At 52.1% G+C, this 22,896-nt stretch carries 16 protein-coding genes and 6 pseudogenes; 8 read left to right on the forward strand and 14 right to left on the reverse strand.

The annotated features are described in order from the left end of the window. Positions 1-23: 23 nt before the first annotated feature. The 3 genes from frmA to fghA all read left to right on the forward strand — a co-directional run bounded on the left by frmA (position 24) and on the right by fghA (position 2,476). Positions 24-1,133 (forward strand): S-(hydroxymethyl)glutathione dehydrogenase, encoded by a 1,110-nt coding sequence (gene frmA / locus ACSVHP_RS18485; protein WP_017384070.1) that lies wholly within the window; start codon positions 24-26, stop codon positions 1,131-1,133. Positions 1,134-1,176: 43 nt separating this feature from the next. Then, positions 1,177-1,575: a VOC family protein gene (locus ACSVHP_RS18490; protein WP_012561111.1), complete on the forward strand. Its 399-nt coding sequence runs from the start codon at positions 1,177-1,179 to the stop codon at positions 1,573-1,575. A gap of 64 nt (positions 1,576-1,639) precedes the next feature. After that, entirely contained in the window at positions 1,640-2,476 is an 837-nt protein-coding gene (fghA, locus tag ACSVHP_RS18495; protein WP_012561110.1) for an S-formylglutathione hydrolase, read from the forward strand. Between the two features lie 199 nt (positions 2,477-2,675). Here the strand turns inward: fghA and ACSVHP_RS18500 are convergent. From ACSVHP_RS18500 to ACSVHP_RS18520, 5 genes and pseudogenes are all read right to left on the reverse strand, one after another. Next, a pseudogene (locus ACSVHP_RS18500) lies at positions 2,676-2,952 on the reverse strand (IS3 family transposase); the annotation flags it as partial. A 16-nt stretch (positions 2,953-2,968) separates the two neighbouring features. After that, entirely contained in the window at positions 2,969-4,045 is a 1,077-nt protein-coding gene (locus ACSVHP_RS18505) for an IS110 family transposase (RefSeq protein ID WP_000227969.1), read from the reverse strand. A gap of 224 nt (positions 4,046-4,269) precedes the next feature. Further along, a pseudogene (locus ACSVHP_RS18510) lies at positions 4,270-4,506 on the reverse strand (DDE-type integrase/transposase/recombinase); the annotation flags it as partial. Positions 4,507-4,586: 80 nt separating this feature from the next. Beyond that, positions 4,587-6,095, reverse strand: coding sequence for a group II intron reverse transcriptase/maturase (ltrA, locus tag ACSVHP_RS18515; RefSeq protein ID WP_001189111.1), 1,509 nt, complete (start codon positions 6,093-6,095; stop codon positions 4,587-4,589). 672 nt (positions 6,096-6,767) lie between these two features. Then, a pseudogene (locus tag ACSVHP_RS18520) lies at positions 6,768-7,453 on the reverse strand (IS3 family transposase); the annotation flags it as partial. A 616-nt stretch (positions 7,454-8,069) separates the two neighbouring features. Here ACSVHP_RS18520 and ACSVHP_RS18525 point away from each other — a divergent pair. Further along, positions 8,070-10,721, forward strand: coding sequence for an excinuclease ABC subunit UvrA (locus tag ACSVHP_RS18525; RefSeq protein ID WP_012561117.1), 2,652 nt, complete (start codon positions 8,070-8,072; stop codon positions 10,719-10,721). Between the two features lie 71 nt (positions 10,722-10,792). Here the strand turns inward: ACSVHP_RS18525 and ACSVHP_RS18530 are convergent. Both ACSVHP_RS18530 and ACSVHP_RS18535 read right to left on the reverse strand, forming a co-directional pair. Beyond that, positions 10,793-11,092, reverse strand: a pseudogene (locus ACSVHP_RS18530) (IS66 family transposase); the annotation flags it as partial. Positions 11,093-11,661: 569 nt separating this feature from the next. After that, entirely contained in the window at positions 11,662-12,795 is a 1,134-nt protein-coding gene (locus tag ACSVHP_RS18535; protein ID WP_022651297.1) for a glutathione-independent formaldehyde dehydrogenase, read from the reverse strand. A 431-nt stretch (positions 12,796-13,226) separates the two neighbouring features. On the opposite strand from ACSVHP_RS18535, the gene ACSVHP_RS18540 reads away from it, so the two are divergent. Both ACSVHP_RS18540 and ACSVHP_RS18545 read left to right on the forward strand, forming a co-directional pair. Then, complete coding sequence (locus ACSVHP_RS18540; protein WP_022649401.1) at positions 13,227-13,553, forward strand: four-helix bundle copper-binding protein; 327 nt, start codon at positions 13,227-13,229, stop codon at positions 13,551-13,553. A 447-nt stretch (positions 13,554-14,000) separates the two neighbouring features. Continuing rightward, positions 14,001-14,597 (forward strand): annotated as a pseudogene (locus ACSVHP_RS18545) (LysR substrate-binding domain-containing protein); the annotation flags it as partial. A 41-nt stretch (positions 14,598-14,638) separates the two neighbouring features. Here ACSVHP_RS18545 and ACSVHP_RS18550 read toward each other — a convergent pair. From ACSVHP_RS18550 to ACSVHP_RS18570, 5 genes are all read right to left on the reverse strand, one after another. Next, the gene (locus ACSVHP_RS18550; RefSeq protein ID WP_007897903.1) at positions 14,639-15,298 is read right to left on the reverse strand and encodes an SDR family oxidoreductase; all 660 of its coding nucleotides are present in this window, start codon (positions 15,296-15,298) and stop codon (positions 14,639-14,641) included. Positions 15,299-15,592: 294 nt separating this feature from the next. Continuing rightward, positions 15,593-16,429, reverse strand: coding sequence for a helix-turn-helix transcriptional regulator (locus ACSVHP_RS18555; protein WP_023279881.1), 837 nt, complete (start codon positions 16,427-16,429; stop codon positions 15,593-15,595). A gap of 75 nt (positions 16,430-16,504) precedes the next feature. Beyond that, positions 16,505-17,356 carry a DMT family transporter gene (locus ACSVHP_RS18560; protein ID WP_023279882.1) on the reverse strand — a complete coding sequence of 284 codons (852 nt, stop codon included), beginning with the start codon at positions 17,354-17,356 and terminating at the stop codon, positions 16,505-16,507. Between the two features lie 106 nt (positions 17,357-17,462). Beyond that, positions 17,463-18,338, reverse strand: coding sequence for an MBL fold metallo-hydrolase (locus ACSVHP_RS18565; RefSeq protein ID WP_017384065.1), 876 nt, complete (start codon positions 18,336-18,338; stop codon positions 17,463-17,465). 82 nt (positions 18,339-18,420) lie between these two features. Next, the gene (locus ACSVHP_RS18570; RefSeq protein ID WP_158002126.1) at positions 18,421-19,353 is read right to left on the reverse strand and encodes a LysR family transcriptional regulator; all 933 of its coding nucleotides are present in this window, start codon (positions 19,351-19,353) and stop codon (positions 18,421-18,423) included. Positions 19,354-19,613: 260 nt separating this feature from the next. Between ACSVHP_RS18570 and ACSVHP_RS18575 the strand changes: the two genes are divergently transcribed. Both ACSVHP_RS18575 and ACSVHP_RS18580 read left to right on the forward strand, forming a co-directional pair. Further along, positions 19,614-20,738 (forward strand): alkene reductase, encoded by a 1,125-nt coding sequence (locus ACSVHP_RS18575; protein WP_023279877.1) that lies wholly within the window; start codon positions 19,614-19,616, stop codon positions 20,736-20,738. A 95-nt stretch (positions 20,739-20,833) separates the two neighbouring features. Then, positions 20,834-21,142 carry an ArsR/SmtB family transcription factor gene (locus ACSVHP_RS18580; RefSeq protein ID WP_032415288.1) on the forward strand — a complete coding sequence of 103 codons (309 nt, stop codon included), beginning with the start codon at positions 20,834-20,836 and terminating at the stop codon, positions 21,140-21,142. Positions 21,143-21,688: 546 nt separating this feature from the next. Here the strand turns inward: ACSVHP_RS18580 and ACSVHP_RS18585 are convergent. Continuing rightward, positions 21,689-22,377, reverse strand: a pseudogene (locus ACSVHP_RS18585) (IS3 family transposase); the annotation flags it as partial. 90 nt (positions 22,378-22,467) lie between these two features. Continuing rightward, complete coding sequence (locus ACSVHP_RS18590) at positions 22,468-22,896, reverse strand: hypothetical protein (RefSeq protein WP_017384060.1); 429 nt, start codon at positions 22,894-22,896, stop codon at positions 22,468-22,470.

Consider the following 22,896-nt stretch of genomic DNA (forward strand, 5'->3'; position numbering starts at 1 on the left):
ATTACATTGAGGATATATTACGTATGAAATCACGTGCCGCTGTTGCATTTGCACCAGGGAAGCCCCTGGAGATTGTTGAAATTGATGTTGCTCCGCCTAAAAAAGGCGAGGTGCTGATTAAAAACACCCACACAGGTGTCTGCCATACCGATGCCTTTACCCTCTCAGGGAATGACCCTGAGGGCGTTTTCCCGGTGGTTCTCGGCCACGAGGGAGCCGGTATCGTCGTTGAAGTTGGTGAAGGCGTCACCAGTGTGAAGCCGGGTGACCATGTTATTCCGCTCTACACCGCTGAATGCGGGGAGTGTGAATTCTGCCAGTCCGGTAAAACGAACCTCTGTGTATCGGTTCGCGAGACTCAGGGCAAAGGACTGATGCCTGACGGGACCACTCGCTTTTCATACAACGGTCAGCCTCTTTACCACTACATGGGATGTTCCACATTCAGTGAATACACCGTTGTGGCCGAGGTTTCTCTGGCAAAAATTAACCCGGAGGCGAACCATGAACACGTCTGCCTGTTGGGTTGTGGCGTGACTACCGGTATTGGCGCCGTCCATAACACGGCTAAAGTGCAGCCGGGCGATTCAGTTGCCATTTTTGGTCTGGGGGCAATTGGTCTGGCTGCGGTACAGGGGGCCCGTCAGGCAAAAGCGGGACGTATTATCGCTATCGATACTAATCCGACAAAATTTGACCTGGCCCGTCAGTTCGGGGCCACTGACTGCATTAACCCGAATGATTATGACAAACCGATTAAAGATGTTCTGCTGGATATCAACAAGTGGGGTATTGACCATACCTTTGAATGTATCGGTAACGTTAACGTCATGCGTGCAGCGCTGGAAAGTGCTCACCGTGGGTGGGGGCAGTCCGTTGTCATTGGTGTCGCAGGGGCCGGACAGGAGATTTCCACCCGTCCTTTCCAGCTGGTCACCGGGCGCGTATGGAAAGGTTCCGCGTTTGGCGGAGTAAAAGGCCGCACTCAGCTCCCCGGTATGGTCGAGGATGCCATGAAGGGGGATATTGACCTTGAGCCATTTGTAACCCATACGATGACACTGGATGAAATCAATGACGCCTTCGAGCTTATGCATGAAGGCAAATCTATCCGGACAGTGATTCATTACTGATCCCATCAGAATTTTAATCAACTCAAACTGAAGGAAGTGGAAAATGACAACTCCGGTAATTTCTGGTGACGGCATCTTTTCTCATGTGTTCATTGGCGCAGCCGATGTCGAGAAATCCTCCGCATTTTACGATGTCGTCCTGGGCACGCTTGGTATCAATAACCTCGGCCCGTTTGGCAACGGCTGGGTACTCTATGGCCGCGAAAAGCCGGCATTTATCATTGCCCGTCCGGGCAACGGTGAAGCACCTTCCGCTAACGGGGTGACTGTCGGCTTCGCTGCTGCCACCCCGGAAGAGGTTGATGCTTTCCATGCTGCCGGCCTTGCCGCCGGTGGAGCTGATGAAGGTCAACCTGGCCCGCGTGGTCACCTTCCCGGGGCCTATGCTGCCTACCTGCGGGATCCGGCGGGTAACAAAATCACGGCGTATACGTTTATCTGACGTCCGGATTTAAAGATACTTCCCCTGGCTTCGGTCAGGGGAAATAACCATGAGATAACGGCTGATGGAACTCATTGAGCAGCATGCCAGCTCTGGCGGCTGGCAAAACGTGTACCGGCATTATTCACAATCCCTTAATTGTGAAATGAATTTCGGTGTGTATCTTCCTCCCAAAGCAGTAACAGAAAAACTGCCGGTACTATACTGGTTGTCGGGCCTGACCTGTACTGAGCAGAATTTCATCACCAAATCAGGTATGCAGCATTATGCAGCCCGGCATAACGTCATCGTTGTTGTCCCGGATACCAGTCCCCGGGGTAATAATGTCCCGGATGCCGACAGTTACGATCTTGGCCAGGGGGCCGGTTTTTATCTGAACGCGACGGAACAGCCGTGGAATGTTCATTACAGGATGTATGACTATATTCTCAGAGAGCTTCCGGATGTCGTCATGAATCATTTTCCTGCAACGGCAAGAAAATCTATATCCGGTCATTCTATGGGAGGGCTGGGTGCTCTGGTGCTGGCTCTGCGAAATCCTGGTGAATATGTGAGCGTATCAGCATTTTCCCCGATAGTATCGCCTTCTCAGGTGCCATGGGGGCAACAGGCATTTAGCGCTTACCTGGGTGAAAACAGAAAAACGTGGGAAGCCTACGATCCAGTCAGCCTCATTTTACAGGGTGAAAAATTACCAGAAATCTTCATTGATCAGGGGCTGAGTGACGCCTTTTATGAAGAGCAACTGCGCACCAAAATCCTTGAGAGAGTATGCAATGAGATGAACCTCAATGCGTCGTTCCGATATCATACTGGATACGACCACAGCTATTATTTCATTTCCAGCTTTATTGGTGAGCACATTGCTTACCATGCCAACAGGCTCAGGCTGTCAGCATGAGTTGATTTCCAGCCTCAGAAAATGTGCTTAATTTTCAGGCCTGAACAGGGCCTGAACCCTGCAGACCTGAGATGTACTGTAACTGAATCGCCACGGATAATCTAGACACTTCCGAGCCGTTGATGGACTGACCCCGCCCCGGTAGACGATCCTGCCCTATAGTTTGGACTGACCCCACGCCTGTAGACAAATCCTGTCCTCACGACGAGGCCTGTTCGAAGGCCTCCGGACTGACGTCGCCGAGGTGGCTGTGGCGCCGGGACCGGTTATAGAAGACTTCAATGTAATCGAAGATCCGCCCGGGCCAGATCCCTGGTTTTATATATGCGTTTTCTGATCCGTTCTTTTTTCAGCGAACTGAAGAACGATTCGGCCACCGCATTATCCCAGCAGTTGCCACGCCGGCTCATGCTCGGCGCCAGGTTATTGGCCCGGTAGAAGCGCTGCCAGTCGTCACTGCCGTACTGGCTGCCCTGGACGCCCTTCTAAGAGTCAAGCTGTTATCGGGATACTGTTGATCCGCCTGTTTTGATTGCGCAGTAACGTGTAAACTTCGCGGGAGATATATCGCTTTAGACAGCGTATCGCTTCCATTTTTGTATGTCCTTCGGCTACACGCCTGGCGACATATTCCTTTGTTTTTGCGTCAGTTCGTAAGCGTCCGATGGCGATGATGTGAAGTGCACTATTTGCAGCACGATCTCCACCACGATTAAGTCGGTAACGGTTCGTTTTTCCAGAAGAAACGGGGACCGGGCTGACACCACACAGTGCCGCAAATCCTGATTCTGATCTTAACCGTTGAGGATTGTCTCCGGCAGTGATCAGCAACTGTGAAGCGCTTTCGTATCCGATAGCATTACGTTTAATCAGCTCAGGTGCCAACTCGTCGACAATTGCCGCAATCATGACATCCAGATCAGCGATTTCGTCATGTAACTCGAGATAGCGTCGGGCAAGGGACTTTAATGAAATGCGATAAACGTTGGTTACATTGCGGTATTCACTGGCATCAGGTCTCCAGGAACCCAGGGTCCTGATGAGCTGCATGCGCGTCATATTTCTGAGCTGTTCACGTAATTCATCCGGGGCAGAGATAATATTTGAATGGATAATCTGGAGAGCGACTCTGCGGGCTGATATTGCTGTTTTTCGGCAAGTTTTTAATACCCGCAGGGACTCAATCATGCCATCACGCGTTTTGGGAGTAACTGTCCTGATGCCTGAGAATGCTGCATGAGCGGCACATTCAGCATCAATTGTGTCACTTTTACCCCGTTTGCGTCGCTCCATCCGGTCTGGAGCAGTCACCTCAAGAACTTCTAACCCGGCGTTCTGAAAATAACGAAGCAAACCGGAACCATAGGTACCTGTGCACTCAACACCAATTCGCTTTAATGTCCCAAACGAGGTCATCCATGCCAGCATCTGCCGGTAACCTTGTCGTGTTGTGGAGAAATACTGAGTCCCAAGGACTTTATTGTTCTGATCTACGACAGCGGCAACGTGCAAATCTTTATGTGTATCCACGCCACCCACAACGGCAGCTTCGGTAACTTTATCAACCATGACAGAGCTCCTGTGAGGAAACAGAGTTGAATCTCCAGACAGATAACCCGGACAGGACAGTAACGAGACAAGCCGTCAGGCCCTTCTTGAGTCACGCGCATCGGTGAGGAGATGCCTCGCATGAAGGCGCTTCCGGCAACCGACGGGTCCAGGGCAGGACACAAAAGGTCGATCGCTGTGTGAGTCAGGATGCGGGAAGGTCTTCACTGCATCAGTAATCACACCAATCTGGTTAAACGGCAAACTAAGTGGTGGTAAAGACTGACATCGGCATTATTACTATCGCTATGTACGATAACCTCGCTGTCTGGTTTTCGGCGCCAGACCGCCATCATCAGCGCGTCGAGCGCCAGTTCGCGTGAGAGAGTGGGTTTCATCGACCAGCCGACCACATTACGGGCGAAGAGATCGATAACCACCGCCAGATACAGCCAGCCCTGCCAGGTGCGGAGTAGAGTAAGAGGCAGGGCGTAGTCGGACTATTTCCCTGCCTCTCCTCCCCGAACCGGACGTGCACCTTTCAGCGCATCCGGCTCTCCATTTAAATGCTGGCGAACGCCATTGCCACTTCTGTAAAGCGCGATGTATACGTGTTTCTGGTCTCCGTCCTCAGATAGGGATTACCTTCGGGTAGCCGCCAGCGGAACAGCTTCTTGCCTTGCCCCACCAACCGGTACAGTATTTCGCCGCTGAGCTTGCCGTGATTGGTTTTACCAAATAAAACCCACGTTTTGCTCTGACCCGGTTTCGGTGATTTACACCACCACCTCATCAGGGAAGCGATACCTGTACGGTATTTGCGGGCCAGCCAGTGAGCCAGCTTCCAGAACACGACACGGTCGATATAACTGAAGACTTTGGCCTTAAAATCAACGAACTGATAGAACATGGCCCAGCCTTTCAGTTTTCGGTTGAGTTGTTCAGCCATATCGACTTTGCTTTCACTGTAGTTGCCTGATAACAGTGCTGTCAGCGATGCGGCGAAGTTTCTGGCTTTCTCCTGCGGGATCGTTGAGACCACTCGCATCTCGCCATAACGACTGCGTTTGCGAATGATCCTGTGCCCCAGAAAGATAAAGCCGTCATTAACATGGGTGATTTTAGTCTTATCCATGTTCAGCCTGAGTTTCAGACTGCCTTCGAGCACACCCCGACACTCCTCCCTGATGGCTTCCGCCTGTGCTTTGGTGCCTTTGACGATGAGGACAAAATCATCGGCATAGCGGCAGTACGCCACCGCGGGTTTCCACTGCCAGTTTTCTCTGACCGCCGTACTTCGGCCCCGTTGGATACTGTTATTCCAGTACCACCGATCTTTTCTGGCTTTCCCGCTCAGGTAGCGCTCATGCAGGTATTGATCGAACTCATTCAGCATGATGTTCGATAATAGCGGCGATATAACACCGCCCTGTGGTACACCTTCACTGGCCGCCCGAAAGAGACCGACATCGATATGTCCCGCCTTGATGGTTTTCCACAGCAGAGTCATGAAACGTGCGTCACTGATCCTGCGGCGTACAGCCTTCATCAGCAGTCGATGATGTACGGTGTCGAAGTAACTGGACAGGTCGCCTTCAATCACCCAGCGTCCCCGGGTTTCACCACAGTCTGTGAGCTGTAATTTCACCGTGCGGATCGCGTGGTGGACACTGCGCTCAGGCCGGAAGCCATATGAGAGCGTATGAAAATCACTCTCCCATATCGGCTCCATCGCCATCAGCATGGCCCGCTGAACAATACGATCCCGCAACGCGGGGATACCCAGTGGTCGCAGTTTGCCGTTGCTTTTAGGGATGTAAACCCGTCTGGCGGGCAAGGGCTGGTAGTGGCCTGAGAGTAATTCATCCCTGAGGATTTGCAGCTCAACAGCCAGTCTGGCCTGTAGCATTGTTTTGTTCACGCCATCAACGCCGGGGGTATGGGCCCCCTTTGATGAAAGCGTGATCCGCGCCGCTTCAGCCAGCCATTCTGGTTGTGTTATCAGACGCAGCAGCCGTTGAATCCGTAGGGACGGATCGGTGGCTGCCCATGTGGCAAGCTTGCGTTGCATTTCGCTGATTATCAAAGGTCTTCACCTCGTTAGGTCAGTTAATTCACGTCGCAAACACATTCAAACTGCTTCCCTTCGCCATGTAATGGGCTTTCCCCATCGCGGACTACTACGGAAGCTCCGCCAGCCAGCGCGTCATCGGAGCCATGCCCCCTTAACATCCGTCGCTGACCTTCCCCGGTTTACCTGCCTGGACTCAGGCATACTGAGGAGGCTGCCCGTCGCACTCTTTATCCTTGCTTGCCGCAAGTTGGCAGAAGTCAGCATCGCAAGCGTGATAGACGCTGCTGCCCCGGTGTTTCGCATACATGTCAAAACACCTTCGACCGGCAGTGCTTACGTATCACTGCCAGTTCCTCCTGCACGGCCTGTCAGATCACGTAGGCCGTGGTGACGTTTTCAACCCACAGAGGCGGATTAACGGGTTCATGTTCTTCAGCCTTTCAGTACTTAACCTTGAGGATCATCTCGGCTTAGTGATCTCGCCTCAATCCCCGTTGTCAGCGGGTTACATCACCCTGCGGGCATGCCGCAGGTCACTGCCGCTCAGGTTCTCCACCGTCACACCCGGTGGGATTGTTGGGTTTCTCATCGTGAGTTACCGGTTCAATATTCCAGACAGACTCGCGGTTCATTTAAGCATCCATGCCCGCCCTGAACTCCGGGCACACTATAAGTAATATCGGTGACCCAGACCTGGGTGGCCCGGACAACGGTGAACTGCCGCTGCACGAGATTAGGAGCAACGACTGAAGGCCTGCCAGCGATACGACGTGGCGCTTTATAGCCGCGCACAGCTTTAATCCGGTCCAGTTGCATGATCCGACCCACCCGGTTTCTACCACAGGTTTCCCCGATTTCGTTCAGATCGCCATGAACCCGCCGGTAACCGTATACGCCTCCGCTCAGGGAATATGAGTCGCGGATAAGCATCAGCAGGCGCTGGTTATCTTTATCACGCGCCGAGACAGGGTTATGCAGCCACGCATAGAACCCGGCCCGGGCGACATTCAGTACCCGACACATCGTCATCACACCCCATACAGTTCGGTGCTCATTGATAAAGCGGTACTTCAGTCGGGCTCCTTTGCAAAGTACCGCGCGGCCTTTTTCAGGATATCCCGTTCTTCTTCGGTGCGTTTTAGCTGCGCCCGGAGTTTCAGGATCTCGCTTTTAGCTTCCAGTAAATCCCGGGCATGCTGCTCGCTGTTATCAGGTTTGATAGCCCGTAGCCACTTGTAGAGGCGGTGTGCAGAGACGCCCAGACGCTCAGATACTTAGGCGACGGAATAACCGCGTTCCGTTATCTGACGGACGGCTTCTTCCTTAAATTCAGGTGTAAATCGTGGTGTGCCCATACGCTCCTCCTATACTCAAACTATAGGGCAGGATCGTCTACCGGGGCGGGGTCAGTCCAGGGAGCCGTTAACGACCTGATGGCGGTTGTTCTGGAAAGCTATCTTCGGGAGGAATTCCCCGATACGGGCAAACGAAATGAGTCGCAGAAGAGGTCAATCGACGACACCATTTCGATAGTCCGCTCCTATCTCCGTTAACTCTGCCAGGCAGATGTCTGATGGGGTCTAAAACTGTAATGAAAGGAAATGACATATGAAATCACGTGCATTATTCATCTGTATTTTTTAATTGGTACCCGAAACCGCCTGAGTGTCGCCATCAGCTGGGTCTGGAACCACAGCGTCGCGTACCGGGGAGCCCGCATTATCACGGGAGCCAAATCTCCGGTCCCGGGTACGCCGCCAGCCAGTTCTCATACAGAAGGCGGATCCGCAGGGTACCGCTGAAACTTCAGCGGTGTCCCACATGGTACCACCGGGCCCAGCTTCAGCAATCTGTTTCCAGTCACACAAACGCTTTTTTCGACGGGCTTTCTGATCGAGCGGTCCGGCACACCAGATACCGTCACAAGAGGTGGCCTTATTAAGAGCGGACACACCTAGCACAGGAAATTCTATGGCAAAGAAACTTTTCGGTTATCATCCCATCCTGACTGACGACAACAATTCAGTTGTGATTCGCGGTGCTCGCGAGAACAACCTTAAAGAGGTGGATGTTTCCATTCCGCGCAACGCATTGGTTGTTTTTTCGGGTGTGTCAGGCTCGGGTAAGTCTTCACTGGCCTTTGGCACCATTTATGCTGAGGCGCAACGGCGCTACTTTGAATCGGTTGCCCCCTACGCTCGTCGCCTCATTGATCAGGTCGGGGTTCCGGATGTGGATGCCATTGACGGACTGCCGCCAGCCGTTGCGCTTCAGCAACAACGCGGTGCCAGTAACGCGCGCTCCTCTGTCGGCAGCGTGACCACCTTATCCAGTCTGGTGCGAATGATGTACTCACGGGCGGGCGCTTATCCTGCCGGACAACCGATGCTGTATGCCGAGGATTTTTCTCCCAACACGCCGCAGGGGGCATGCCCTTCTTGCCATGGTCTGGGCCATATCTATGAGGTAACTGAAACACTGATGGTGCCCGATCCCTCACTTAGTATCCGTGAAAAGGCTATTGCTTCCTGGCCCCCGGCCTGGCACGGACAGAATCTGCGGGATATTCTGGTGACGCTGGGGTATGACATCGACACTCCCTGGAAAAATCTGCCAGCGGAAGACCGTCAGTGGATCCTTTTTACCGAAGACACCCCCACTGTACCGGTTTTCCCGGGACTGAGTCCGGAAGATACGCGCGAAGCCGTCAGGAAAAAAATGACGCCGGGTTATATGGGGACCTTCACCGGGGCACGTCGTTATGTGCTACATACCTTCGCCAGCACGCAAAGCGCGTTGATGAGAAAACGAGTCTCCCGTTTTATGGAAGGCAAGCTGTGTCCGGTCTGTCACGGGAAAAGACTGAAGTCAGAATCATTGTCCGTCACCTTTGCCGGTGTGGACATTGGTGAATTTATGCAGATGCCCTTAGACCAGCTGGCGGAATTGCTCCTTCCAATCTCCCGGGGGGATTTCAGTGCCCACCACGCCGGCGCAGATGCCGACAGGGATATCACCCGTCGGGATCTGACAGAGCGTGCTGCATCCGGAAAAGCGGTCCATTCCGATAACGCCGATGTCTGCCGGACATCGGCGTTATCGGAAGAGAAACGACTGGCGGCACAACGGCTGACCGGTGGTGTCATGGCCCGGTTGTATCAGTTGCAGAAGCTGGGGCTGGGTTATCTTACGCTGGACAGAGCAACCCCAACTCTATCTGCAGGAGAGCTTCAGCGACTGCGTCTTGCCACGCAACTCAGTTCGATGCTGTTTGGTGTGGTCTATGTTCTTGATGAACCGTCTGCGGGTCTGCACCCCTCAGACAGTAAAGCGCTTTACGATGCGCTTGAGAACCTTCGTGATGCCGGCAACTCGGTGTTTGTCGTTGAACATGATCTTAACCTGATGCGACGGGCGCAATGGCTTGTTGATGTGGGACCGTCGGCTGGTGAACAGGGAGGACATGTTCTCTACAGTGGTATTCCTGAAGATCTGAAAGCCGTCACCCAATCTCGTACCGCGCGTTATTTATTTGATGAAGTCCGGCCACCACAATCTTTTGCCCGTATCCCATCCGGGTGGCTGAAACTGCAGGGGATCCATCGCCACAATCTTAAGTGGATCGATGTTGATATTCCTCTGGGTGTGCTGACAGCCGTGACGGGAGTCTCTGGCTCCGGTAAATCCAGTCTGATTGCCCAGGCCTTACCGGAACTGGTGCTTTCTTCACTTGGCGGTGAGCCAGAAGACGTGCTTTCCGAAGCCAGCGACGCTGAGGGGCCATCCGTAACGGAGAAAACGTACGGTACCCTGACCGGTGATACCGGACTGGTAAAGCGTCTGGTTCAGGTTGACCAGAAACCGATAGGCAGGACCCCCCGTTCAAACCTGGCGACATATACCGGGTTGTTTGATCCTGTTCGTAAGCTCTTTGCCGGAACGACTGACGCCAAACTCCATCATTACGATGCGGGTCAATTCTCTTTCAATGTGGCAAAAGGCCGCTGTGCAACCTGTGAAGGTGAAGGATTCGTCAGCGTGGAGCTGTTGTTTATGCCGAGCGTGTATGCACCGTGCCCGACCTGCCATGGCGCGCGGTATAACCGGGATACTCTCAGGATCTGCTGGCAGGACAAAAATATCGCGGAGGTCCTGCATATGACGGTGGATGAAGCCAGTCAGTTCTTTGCGACTGAAGAACCAGTGGCTCGTCCCCTCCGTCTGCTGAGTGAAATTGGTCTGGGCTACCTGCGTCTGGGACAACCAGCAACCGAGTTATCCGGAGGGGAGGCGCAAAGGATCAAGCTGGCAACCGAACTACAACGTAGCCAACGTGGCCACACGTTGTATATCCTAGATGAACCGACAACCGGCCTGCATGCTTCAGACGCCGACCGCCTCCTTGTGCAGCTGCAGCGGCTTGTTGATGCAGAAAATACGGTGATAATGATTGAACACGATATGCGGGCGGTTACTCAGGCAGACCAGGTTATCGACATCGGTCCTGGAGCGGGACATGAGGGAGGACGCCTGGTTGCCGCAGGAACTCCCGAACAGGTATCGCAGGTCAAAGAAAGCCGTACCGCACAGTATATTGCCAGGGAACTCTCACGGAACGGTTAAAAAGGGCTGTGTCGTCATTGCGTCAATGGCGGCACATTCCCGGCGTGTTCTGTATCAGTAATCTCCCGCAGGTATAATTTCAGCGCATCCCACTGGTTCAGCGCGTACGCGAACGCCTTCGACAGCTCCGAGTGCCGTGACAGCGTTTTCTGCTTTTCACGCAGCCAGCCCTCCAGCGCGGTCAGCAGCGGTACCGCTTTTTCCTGCCGAATGGCCAGCCGTTCCGCCGCGCTTTTGCCCCGGATGCCCGCCTCGATGCCATACAGCTCGCCGATACGGCACAGCGCTTCGGTCGTGGTGTCAGAGGGCGTCCGCACGTGCACGTCCGCCTGCAACACCCCGCTGAACCCCGCAAGATGCGACTGCGGATGTGTAACGCTGGCGTGATAGAAATTTTAAGTCAGTCATCAGGTGTCCACCTAATTAGGGGTCAGTTTGGATATCGAAAATTATTGTACGTCAAGGTTATTTTTTGACCTCTCTACTTTAGCGGGCCTCAGCCGACGAAACTTATCGGAAGCCGGTACCGGCCAGTCTGACTGAAGATGGAAGCAAAATTAATGCTGTGGGCTACCATACCTTCTTTAACAGGTGATTTGTGAACTGCAACTTCTCGGAACGGGAGTTTGCGCAAGGACCGGAAGTCCGCTTTTCGCTCATAGCGGACCGTTCCTGCGCACATGTCTGCTATGTGGTAGAGGCAGACAATACTTACAGCACAGGGCGTTAATAAATACGGAACAGATCAACCGCAGATGCCTCCTCCTGAATGTATTAATTTTGCTATCTCGTCGGCAAAATCAGGGAACAAGTCTGGATATGGAAGCGCCTGGCAGCTGAAAGTATGAATAATAACGCCCTGACAGGATATTTTATTGCACCCTGTCAAAAGTCATACATTCTTTCCCGGTTTTTGCTTTCTCATACCGGATAACTCTATTTAAGGCTTAAGGATAACCTTCGTCCATCCTTCATCCCGCTCATCGAAGTGCTTATATCCGGCAGGAGCCTCTTCAAGCGAAAGACGATGAGAAATTATTTTGCCCGGACTGGCTTTATCGTGATGGATGAGGCGAGACAGCTGACGGTTATAGGCCTTAACGTTCGCCTGGCCGGTACGGATTGCCTGTCCTTTAAACCAGAAACTCCCAAAATCAAATGGCATCTTACCCTCTCTGGCAAGCTCCGATTCAGCCCCCGGATCCTGAGGAATAAAGACGCCAACCACACCAATTCCCCCGGTTGCTTTCGTCGACGCAACAAGACTGTTCATGGTAACAGAGTTATCTTCATGGCCATGTTTGTTACAGCACTGATAGCCAACACATTCGCAGCCACAATCCGTACCGCGTCCATCCGTCAGGTCGAGAATTTTTTGTACAGCTTCATCGCCAGTAGCATTGATGCCCGTCGCCCCCATTTTTTCAGCCAGAGCCAACCGGTCTGTGTGCGTATCAACCACAAACACCTGTGAAGCACCTTTAATGATCGCCGAATGAGCTGCCATCAAACCGACCGGCCCCGCGCCATAAATGGCCACGCTTTCACCAGGCTTCAATCCGGCAAGTTCTGTTGCATGCCAGCCGGTAGGAAAAATGTCAGAGAGCATCACATAATCATCTTCTTTTTCTGCCGCATCAGGGGGAAGAACAAGGCAGTTAAAGTCGGCAAATGGCACCCGAAGCAGTTCCGCCTGACCTCCCTCCCAGGGACCCATTTCAGCAAAACCATAAGCTGCGCCTGCCGTACCCGGATTGGTAGTGAGACAAAAGCCGGTCAGACCTTTTTCACAGTTTTCGCAAAAACCACATCCCACGTTAAACGGCAGACAAACATAGTCGCCCACCTTAATACGTTCAACGCCTGAGCCAATTTCGACCACTTCACCCAGGTTTTCGTGACCCAGAATCCGTCCCTGTTCAAAGCTGGTCCGGCCCTCATACATGTGCAAGTCCGACCCACAAATGTTGGTGGTGGTGATGCGGACGAGTACATCCGTGGGGCGGACAATTTTCGCATCCGGTACGTCTTTTACTTTTACATCATAAGGACCGTTGTAAATTACTGCTTTCATGATCTTCTCCTTCTTGCGTGCGGAAAGGAAATGCTGCCCCGCGGATTGGGGTATCAATCGAGTTTAGCTGCCATAACAGATCTCGCGATCGGCGAAAGGACGATTAGGATGTTTCTTAACTAAGTGCATTGAAGTCTGTAAGACAGGTACTTACCGATGAAGGCTGCCTGGAAAACGTAAAAACATCACACGTTAATCCGGTTTTTTTAAGCAGGCAAGGGATTACGGACAGCTTTGAGCGAGAAGCGGATAAAGTAAATCTATCTCATTTCTGCATTGTGCCAGAAGTAGACATAGGTGAATTAGGTAACCCTAGAGATGCACTTTGAATCAATGATATGAAATGCTGAAAAGGTAATTAACTAATTCAAAATTTGAATAATCAGTTATCTCTTCCATGCTTAATACGTAACCTTAGCTAAGGAGAAATTATGTTAGACGAATACAAAAAATGCATCGAAGCCTGTTATCTATGTGCAACGGCATGTGATAACTGTGCGGCTTCGTGTCTCGACGAAGAGAATCTGGAGATGATGCGCGAGTGCATAAAACTGGATATGCAGTGTGCAAATATCTGCCGTCTTGCAGCTCAATTCATGACACTAAATAGCGGGTCTGCCCAGGATCTTTGCCGTCTTTGCGCTGATGTTTGTCAGAAGTGCGGTGACGAGTGTGGAAAGCATGAACATGACCATTGTCAGGATTGCTCAAGCGCTTGTCATCACTGCGCCGAACAATGCAGAAAGATGGCCGCCTGAGAAAAACTCAAATTACCAAACCCGCTTCGGCGGGGTTTTATATTCCCGGTAATAAGTCGTAGAAGGATGAGATAGATGAGTTTAAGAGTACGGGCGGGAAATAGATCTACTCGAAAGTACTAGCCTCAATGACAAATTCTGGCACAGATTATTTGATTGGCTCAATGTCCGTTTTCGCTGACAGCGGACTGCACCCCGCCGGGGTGACCGCTTCGTGCCAGAATTGGACGTTTCCAAAATCTGCATGCACTAATCGGTGGAGAGCAGATCTCACTGCATAGCCATGCAGACGCGCAGAAATCATCAGGGGCGTTTGAAAGGTGCCGGAAACAGGCGGGAGGCCGCAGAAACGTGCTGAGGGCGCCTGCGGCGGTGCGCCCAAGGGTTGTTATGTTTAATATGGCAGAACTTTCCTGTCGCTATCATTTTGACGCCCGCTATTCGCTCATAGATATGCCTGTCGCGTTTGCGGCTTTACTTGTTATACCCAACCTGCCTGATTTTTATCGCCAGCATCCCGGAATTGAAATTATCCTGAGCAGCTCAGACCGCCGACGGAATATGCTGCATGATGGCCTGGACTGCATACTGAGGGTGGGGGAGCTGGACGATGGCGACTATATCGCAAAGGAGGTGGGAACCGTTAAAATGACGACCTGCGCCAGTCCTGCGTATCTTGATCAACACGGCACCCCGGAAACAATGGACGAGTTGCAGCAGCATCAGGCCGTCAACTGGATTAACAGCAGCAACAGACAAGTTATGCCCTGGACATTCGGGACGTCAGAGGGCTCCACCGAAATTGAACTTCCAGGCAGGCTTGTCGTGGATAACTCAGAAGCCTACATTGCAGCAGGCCTGGCGGGGCTGGGAATACTACAGGGCATGAATATTTTTTTGCAGCCTTATCTCGATCGCGGGCTGTTGGTAGAGGTTCTGCCAGATAATACGTCCCCGAATCGCAAACTGTAACTTCTGTATCCGCACCGCCATCTCTCCCGAAAAGTACGGGCGTTTACCGACTGGCTGGAAAGTTTATTGTAAACGCCTGGGGGCCTGCAGCCTGCTGGTACGTGCGCTGCCTTTTATCGGCCCGCCAGCTTCTGTATGGCTTCACGGACAGGAGCATCGCCAGACGTCAGCTCAATGATGACGCGGCTGACGGCAGGTTGCTCAATGAGTTCAGCCAGCGTAGCCGCCACGTCATCACGGGGCACGTTACCATACGGGATGGCCAGGCCGGCACGTACATAACCCGTACCAGTCTTATCCTGCAGCGCGCCGGGGCGCAGGATCACCCAGTCAAGCTCGCTTTGTGCTAGTTCCACATCGGCCATTTTTTTAACACGCATATAATTTTCGAATGATTCAGAAGTGGTTTCTCCCCGTGCGGACTCCGGGAATGCAGAAACGAGCAGAAAGCGAGACACACCGGCACTGAGGGCGGCAGCTACCGACTTTTTCAGCCCTTCGCCGTCGACCGCATTGGTCATCTCCTGTCCCCCCTTACCGCCGGCACCGGCAGTAAACACCACTGTATCACTACCTGCAAAGTGCATCGCCAGCGCAGCTGCATCCAGCTCTGTCAGGCTCCCACTGACGGGCTCAGCACCCAGCTCGCCTAGCAATGCCTGCTGCTCTGGCTTACGGTAGAGGGCACGAACAGCATGCCCCCTACCTGAAAGGATCCTGCACAGACGCTGGCCGATTTTGCCTGCACCACCGATAATGAAAACATGAACCACAGTTGTCTCCTTCTGGGGTTATGATGTGTCCGAAATTATAACCTGACATCAGGTCAGTTCCTTTGAGCCTGACCGATTGCACTGCATGCTGCTGCCAGCACCAGACAGCTGGTCAGATACTCAGTTGTTCTTATAGCTGAGAACAACAGCCGTACCGATTTAGCTCTCCCGTCACGATGAGAACTCCTGAACCGGTTACACGCAATGCCGGCCAATATCTTCCGTTATATTCGAAAGATCCACGCAAGTTACTGAAGTGCGAGGGACGCAATGTGTACCTTGAACGAACTGAAGTCAGCGGAACCCTGAAGGTTCGATTCCATAGCGTTCAGAAAACTGCTTGCTGAAGCTCGATAGTGAATTGTAACCCACCCGCCCCGCGACCGTTTTTACCGGCAGCGTCGATGTCATCAGCAGGCGGAGAGCCTCCGCGATACGTGCATCGGCGATAACTGAGCGTAAGCTGGTTGACTCACTGGCCAGGTGGCGCCGAAGCGTGGGGCCACTGAGTCCCGTCAGATCTTCAATTTCAGCAGCACTCCAGGGATGAGCCGGTTTGTCCGCTACCATCTGACGGATTTTCATGGCCAGACTTGGCTGCCGGGCTCGCAGCAAAGCATGGTATCCCATGCCATAAAGCCAGAGCACCACTTCAACCATGGCGTGCAGGGAAAGCGGACGCTTCCCTTCCCGCATTGCGGCTGTCCAGCGGTTAAGGGGTGAAAGAAGAGCTGATACGGAAATGGCTGCGATGCTGCCGGTGTCCTGTGGTGGTGGTGCGGCAAGTAACAGCCTGGCTGCTTCAAGCTGTTCCTCCGCGAGCACCACGCTCAGGGCAACAAACTCACCACTTTGTTCTGAAGGGGCATATTCTATATCGATGCTACGGGCATTCGGGACGACCATAATCTCGCCCGGGATCACCCGGTGCCATTTCTCATTTTCACGATACCGGAATTCTCCTTCCAGCGGGAAGGAAAGGGTCGCACCTTCCACCTCGAACTTCTTTACCTGATGCGTCTGTTCTGCGCGAAGGCAATCGCAGGGAAGTGGAAAACGGGAGCGTGCCAGGGTAAGAAGCTCAGCGAGGAGATCATCAACGGGAGAATCGGAAAAGCTGACTGTTTGCATATTCATCCGGAATTTGACTTTGACCGCTATTATACGTCGCCATATACAAAAGCATACAGCGACGCGTGCGGTTGTCTATTCCCGGATGACAAAAATCAGGCCGATTATAGTTATTGCCATACCCACAAGCATGGGCAATGTAATGGCCTCTCCAAACAGCAACCACGCTTCAGCTGCCGTGAGAATGGGAACCAGGTAAAAGTAAGTAGCGACTTTGGTTGCTTCACCGCTTCGTATCATAAAAATCAGCAACATAATCGCCAGAACCGATACGCCAATAACCAGCCAGCCCAGACCCAGCGCAAATGATAAGCTCCACTGCGTCGGAGCAGATTCGAACATCAGGCTAATTGCACCCATCGATATTGTCAAAGTGACGTACTGTAAAAACGTGTTCGCAAAGATATGTCCATCTCCCTGAGCACGGCGCTGATAAAGCGCTCCGATCGTTACGCCAAATAACCCCAGCATGACCGACCCAAAAGCCACAGGATCCAGTGCAAAACTATGCTGGCCTGGCGAGAGCACCAGGAAAACGCCCGCAAAGCCAATCGCAATACCCAGCCATTTCCGGGGATGCAGGGACTGACGGTGCATGAGTGAAACCAGTATTGCAGTCAGTACCGGCTGCAGGCCGGTGATGAGCGCCACAATGCCTGACGGCATGCCACGATGGATGGCATAAAAGCATCCGCCCAGAAAGAAGCTCTGCAGGAAAAGTCCGACAATCAGGTTGCGAACCATTCCTCTGCCGGACGGAAAACGGGCCCTGAACCCCAGTGTAAGCAGCAGAAGGACCAGACAGGAAAATGCGCCACGCAGGAATAAAAGATGAAACGGCGCGCTGTACTGCACGGTAAATTTGGCTGCGACAAACCCTGACTCCAGAGGAATACAAAAAGCCAGGGCGCAAGAGTAATGAGCCATTTTTTTGTGAGGCAGTGATATTCATAGTATTGCAGGTGGGTTCTTGTCGGGCGATATGAAAGGGGATCTTCCCGGTCACTATTGTGTGCACCGGGAAGGAAGGTGATCAGACTGCGGGTGACCACAGGTCGTAATTCAGTGCGAAGCTGTTACCTTCACGGATAACCTTACCGGTAGTAGGCAGGTTGAAGTGCATACCACTGACAGCCAGGTTATCGCTCGCTGCGCGGTCAAGCACTTTGCTACGGATGGCCGCCGCCGCCGCAGGATCGCTGTCGAACGCGATAGTAACGTCAGGCTGAGCAACCTGAATGTGCGGGAAGTGAACAATATCACCCCAGATGAGCAGCGACTCTTTTTCATCACCCAGCAGATAACCGGTATGTCCTGGTGTATGGCCGAACAGCGGTACAGTCTGAATACCTGGTAAAATCGCTTCCTCGCGGAATGGCACCAGTTTGTCGTCATAAGCGCTGAAGGCGTTCCTTGCTACTTCAAAGAACGGCTTGAATGCGTCAGGCGCGCCAGCGGAAATGGTTTCATCACGCCAGAAAGCGAGTTCTTTCTCATGCACAAACAACTGCTGAACATTGCGGAAAACGGGAGTCTGCAGGGGGCCTGCAAGCCCGCCGATATGGTCAGGATGCGCGTGAGTCAGGAGAAGGGTATCAATCTGAAGCGGGTCAATGCCTGCCGCGGCCAGGGCTACCTGAAGCCGACCGCCCCAGCCATTGATACCTCCGGCACCACTGTCAATCAGGATGGTTCGCTCAGGCGTCTGGATAACGTAGACGTTGATATTAATACGGGGTACTGCTGGCACACCGCGCTTCTGCAGTAAATCCTCGGCACGTGAGCCGTCAATACCAGACAGCAGCTCAAAAGATACGTCCAGATAGCCATCACTCAGCATGGTCACAGTCATGTCACCTACTTTTTTGCGATTGATAGCCGGGGCCTGCCAGTTCAGTTGTGAAGTCATATTGGTCTCCGTTACGATTAGAGGTCATCAGGTTTTACTTTAGCAATAGTAACGAAATTTCTGGTTCGAACTGCTCATCCTGCTACGTAAACCGCTCATTCTTAAAATCCGGAGCACAGCAGGTTATATTGCTTTTGCCTTTCTCATGTAAGGTGTCGGTATTATCTTTACCGGAGCCTGTAATGGACATTATTGGAATTATCATGTCGGCGGGAAAAGCCTCTGACCAGTCCTCAAGCACCCGACAATAGTGTCCCGCCTCAATCCCCGCCAGGGCAGAAGACTCCGGCAGGTAGGCCAGGCCGTAGCCATCTTTTACTGCCTGAAGCATTGGATAAATGCTTGAAAAAGTAAGCTGCCCGTCCACTTTTTTCACAATCTCCCCCTGCCTGACAAATTCCCAGCCATACAGCGGGCCTGTGGGTGACAGACGTATATTGATGCAGTCATGTTTTTCCAGCTGAGAGGGATGTAGCGGCAGACCTCTTTCTGCAAGATAGGTGGACGATCCAATGACGACAAACCGTATGTCCGGTGCGATTCGGACGGCCACCATATCCTTTAATATGTCATCACCAATTCGGACTCCGGCATCAAAATTGCCCTCAACAATGTCGACAAAACCGTTCTGCTGCGACATTTCCACCTTGATATCCGAATATTTTTTTAGTAACGGTGACAATCGTGGCCAGAGACATTCATGAATCATGTGATCTGATACCGTAAGTCTGACCAGCCCAGCCGGTGTATGGCGCAGTCTCTGAAGAGCTGTCACGCCCGCTTCAATGCGCGCAAGACCGGGTTCAAGCGTCAGTAATAATTGTTTACCGGCTTCGGTGACAGCCACCCGCCTGGTTGTACGCATAAGTAACGGCATGCCAACGCGCTCCTCGAGACGACGTATCGTGTGTGAAAGCGTGGATGCCGAGATCCCGAGGCGGACAGCAGCCCGTGAAAAACTGCACTCCTGTGCTACTGCCATGAATGCAACATAGTCATTAAAATCGTGACGCATACCGTTCCCGTTCAGGATCTCCGATAACATTATCAGAACCATTTAGGTTCATGATGCCGATTCTGTGAGCCATCAGGCAACCCCCCCGTTCCGCTCATCCGATCATAATTTTTATAAATCTAGATATTGGTAAATCTCAATATGTGGAATAAAGTGTCGTGGTTCTGCGGCTACATCGGCCGAACGACGACATGCCAGGTCGTAAATGCTGAGACATGGCGTTTCAGTGATATTGAAAATTCGCTATATCAGGATATGTAATGAAGACGAAAAACCTGTTCTCTCCCACCAGACTAGGTCCCTACACCCTGAAGAATCGTGTTGTACTTCCGCCTTTAACCCGCTCACGGAGCTCACAACCGGGTGATATTCCGAACGAACTGATGGCTGAATATTACGCACAGCGCAGCAGTGCCGGGTTTATGGTGACCGAAGGAACACAAATCGAACCTCGTGGGCAGGGTTATGCGTGGACCCCGGGGATCTACAGCTCACGGCAAGTGGAAGGCTGGAAGAAAGTGACGCGGGCAGTGCATGAAAAAGAAGGCATCATTTTTGCCCAGCTCTGGCATGTCGGAAGAGTATCCCATAACTCCCTGCAGCCATGTAACGCCTCGCCTGTCGCTCCGTCGGCGATACCGGCAGGGGAAAACGTTAAGGTATTCATCGAAACCGGGCCGGGAGAGGGTGCGCTGGCTACCGCTTCCTGCCCCCGCGCACTGGAAAAAGAGGAAATTAGTGAGATTGTCAGGATGTACGCCGGGGCAGCTCAGAACGCCCTTGATGCCGGTTTTGACGGTGTGGAAATTCACTGTGCAAATGGATACCTGGTTAACCAGTTCATGTCATCCCATAGCAACAAAAGAGAGGATGAATATGGTGGCTCATTACATAACCGGCTGCGGTTTCTGCGCGAAGTGACGCAGGCTGTCGCTGATGTGGTCGGTAAAGACCGTGTGGGAGTCCGTTTTGCTCCGCTCTTTCAGACCACGGATGAAGTAAGGGTCTATCTTGGCCTGGTGGAAGATGATCCCCATGAAACCTATACCGAAGCCGTTAAAATTCTTGAAGAAATCGGAATAGCCTATATTTCTCTTGCTGAAGCCGACTGGGATGATGCTCCCGAATTGCCTGAAGCATTCAGAGCTGAAGTCCGTAAGTTATTCAGCGGTGTAATTATGTATGCCGGGCGATATACGCAAGAAAAAGCCGAACGGATTATCGGTGCTGGCTGGGGAGACATTATCGGATTTGGCCGCCCGTTCATAGCTAATCCGGATTTACCGCAGCGCCTTTATCATGAATGGCCACTGAATCCGGTCGATCCAACAACCATGTATGGTGGAACGGCAAAAGGCTACACAGATTATCCCGCCTTTGGCTAACCATTCTTATGAGCATCAGCTTTTCAAAAGCTGATGCTTAACGTAGAGAAGTATCGTAACATTGCAATTCCTCAATGCGACAAGTGACAGAGTTTATGCCTGATATTGATTTGAATGACGTGATTAAGGCGCTGGGAAACCCTGTTAGAAGAAAAATTCTGCATATGCTCAAGGAACCGAAAATACACTTCCATCAGCCTTATGCTGATGCGGACGAGTTCGGTGTGTGTGTCAGTATCATTCAGGAAAAGGTCGGGCTCTCACAGTCTACCGTTTCTCTTTACCTCTCAGCTCTTCAACGGGCACAACTTGTTACTTCTCAGCGCATCGGTCCCTGGACGTACTACAAACGTGACAATGATAAAATAAGGGTTGTTCTTGAGTTGCTGAAAAATACAATCTGATACAGGACTGAGCACATTCAGTGTAACAGTACCGGGGGTTCGTACTTGCGATCCCGGCAGGCATTCCATGAAAGCGCACTAATTCCTCAATATCAGGCTGCAGACCGGTCATAAGAGGCTAATAGTTTTGCAAAATATCCACCAGTTTGGGTCAAATCACTCTGTCGGTTGGTGTGCATACTCGGTGCAAGGACCTGCAGATATTTAAGATGGCGGATAGCTTGTTACAGTGCCGCTGATGACATTCCGACCCTGTTGCCGTCCGGGTAAGATAATACCTCTGACAGCGGTCATAAAAGCCCAACATAATTGTCTTTCGAGCCATATATTAATCGCTCATCGCGCTCTCTTTTTCGAAGAGGTGTCACTTAATCATGATCGGTCAGTACAAAAAGACAGTGCTTTTCCAAATTCCGGACGGTTGTATGCGAAAACGGTGAAGCTCAACAAATGGTGTCATCGCTGTGCAATGCTCTGCGGGCTCATTCTTTCAGTTAACTGTTTGGTTACAGCTTCAATGAAGTATTTCAGTTAATTCACAGCGAGGGTTTGAGGAAACCACGCTGTGATTACCCAACGCTCATCCGGAGCATCCGGATTGAACTGTCGCTGGAGCTTGTTGGGCGACACGATACTGGCCTCGCCTTTACATGCCCTCGGGCTCCGGTATCCGACCTGAGCCTTTATCCCGACACGTTTCATCAGTCGCCAGACTCTGTTCACTCCGCACTGTTGCCCGCTGTCCCGCAGATCCAGATGGATTTTGCGATAACCATAGACGCATCCCGATTCCAGCCAGAACTGTTTAATCTGTCCTGTCAGTCTCAGGTCTGCCTGATGGCGTTGTGAATGCGGCTGCTGAAGCCAGGCGTAAAAACCACTGGGATGTTCATCCAGCACCCGACAGAGCAGGCGAACAGGCCAGCAATAGGTGTTGTCACGAATAAAGGCGTACCTCAGTCGGACAGCTTTGCGAAGTACGCCGCGGCTTTTTTTAATATGTCCCGTTCGTCGGTAACCCGCTTCAGCTCTTTCTGAAGACGGCGGATCTCGGCCTGAGCATCTGACTGTTCTTTATTAGTGGAAGAATCCGGACCGTAGTTCTTTATCCAGGCGTAAAGGCTGTGGGTGGTGATATCGAGACGCGTTGCAACGCTGGCAACAGAATAACCGCGATCAACAACCTGTTTGACTGCTTCAATTTTAAACTCTTCAGGATAACGCTTACCGCTCATGGGCACCTCTCTTTAAGTCATCTTAAATGACTCTGAGGTGTCTGTTAAACCTGTGGCGATTCACCTCGCGTCCTTCCGTTCAGTATAGCCTCAGTCCCTGACACCACCCGAGAACGGAATGACGTCCCCTTTCTCCCTCCCGGTGTTGCGTTCAAGCTCCCTGACATACTGCTGTAAAAGTATAAGGTTATGTAACAGCTCTACATTTTCAGCCATCATCTTTTTGATTTCTTCCCTCAGCTCATTTCTCTGACGGCGATACTTTTCTTTCAGCTTGATCTGCTGCTCAATGCCCTGCTCATCAACCGGCGCGGTGCCCTGGCACGTTTTTTTCAGACTGCGGATAGCCTCCCTGACCTGCCTGTACTCAGGACAGTTATAATTCAGGGTGCCGTTTGCCAGCCCCGCTCGTTTTTCCACAGCATACTGGCTGATACGCTCCCCTGATAACATCAGTTCCCTCAGGGCCTGCTCTGCTCTTGCCTGTGTTTTTTTAACCCCCGACTGTTCGTTCGTCAT

The sequence above is a fragment of the Enterobacter sp. 186315 genome, assembly GCF_053290175.1.

What these genes read in the sequence shown, in the direction of transcription:
- frmA (WP_017384070.1), top strand. Translation starts at nt 24, where the DNA reads ATGAAATCACGTGCCGCTGTTGCATTTGCACCAGGGAAGCCCCTGGAG.
- ACSVHP_RS18490 (WP_012561111.1), top strand. Translation starts at nt 1,177, where the DNA reads ATGACAACTCCGGTAATTTCTGGTGACGGCATCTTTTCTCATGTGTTC.
- fghA (WP_012561110.1), top strand. Translation starts at nt 1,640, where the DNA reads ATGGAACTCATTGAGCAGCATGCCAGCTCTGGCGGCTGGCAAAACGTG.
- ACSVHP_RS18505 (WP_000227969.1), bottom strand. Translation starts at nt 4,045, where the DNA reads ATGGTTGATAAAGTTACCGAAGCTGCCGTTGTGGGTGGCGTGGATACA.
- ltrA (WP_001189111.1), bottom strand. Translation starts at nt 6,095, where the DNA reads ATGCAACGCAAGCTTGCCACATGGGCAGCCACCGATCCGTCCCTACGG.
- ACSVHP_RS18525 (WP_012561117.1), top strand. Translation starts at nt 8,070, where the DNA reads ATGGCAAAGAAACTTTTCGGTTATCATCCCATCCTGACTGACGACAAC.
- ACSVHP_RS18535 (WP_022651297.1), bottom strand. Translation starts at nt 12,795, where the DNA reads ATGAAAGCAGTAATTTACAACGGTCCTTATGATGTAAAAGTAAAAGAC.
- ACSVHP_RS18540 (WP_022649401.1), top strand. Translation starts at nt 13,227, where the DNA reads ATGTTAGACGAATACAAAAAATGCATCGAAGCCTGTTATCTATGTGCA.
- ACSVHP_RS18555 (WP_023279881.1), bottom strand. Translation starts at nt 16,429, where the DNA reads ATGCAAACAGTCAGCTTTTCCGATTCTCCCGTTGATGATCTCCTCGCT.
- ACSVHP_RS18560 (WP_023279882.1), bottom strand. Translation starts at nt 17,356, where the DNA reads ATGGCTCATTACTCTTGCGCCCTGGCTTTTTGTATTCCTCTGGAGTCA.
- ACSVHP_RS18565 (WP_017384065.1), bottom strand. Translation starts at nt 18,338, where the DNA reads ATGACTTCACAACTGAACTGGCAGGCCCCGGCTATCAATCGCAAAAAA.
- ACSVHP_RS18570 (WP_158002126.1), bottom strand. Translation starts at nt 19,353, where the DNA reads ATGCGTCACGATTTTAATGACTATGTTGCATTCATGGCAGTAGCACAG.
- ACSVHP_RS18575 (WP_023279877.1), top strand. Translation starts at nt 19,614, where the DNA reads ATGAAGACGAAAAACCTGTTCTCTCCCACCAGACTAGGTCCCTACACC.
- ACSVHP_RS18580 (WP_032415288.1), top strand. Translation starts at nt 20,834, where the DNA reads ATGCCTGATATTGATTTGAATGACGTGATTAAGGCGCTGGGAAACCCT.
- ACSVHP_RS18590 (WP_017384060.1), bottom strand. Translation starts at nt 22,896, where the DNA reads ATGACGAACGAACAGTCGGGGGTTAAAAAAACACAGGCAAGAGCAGAG.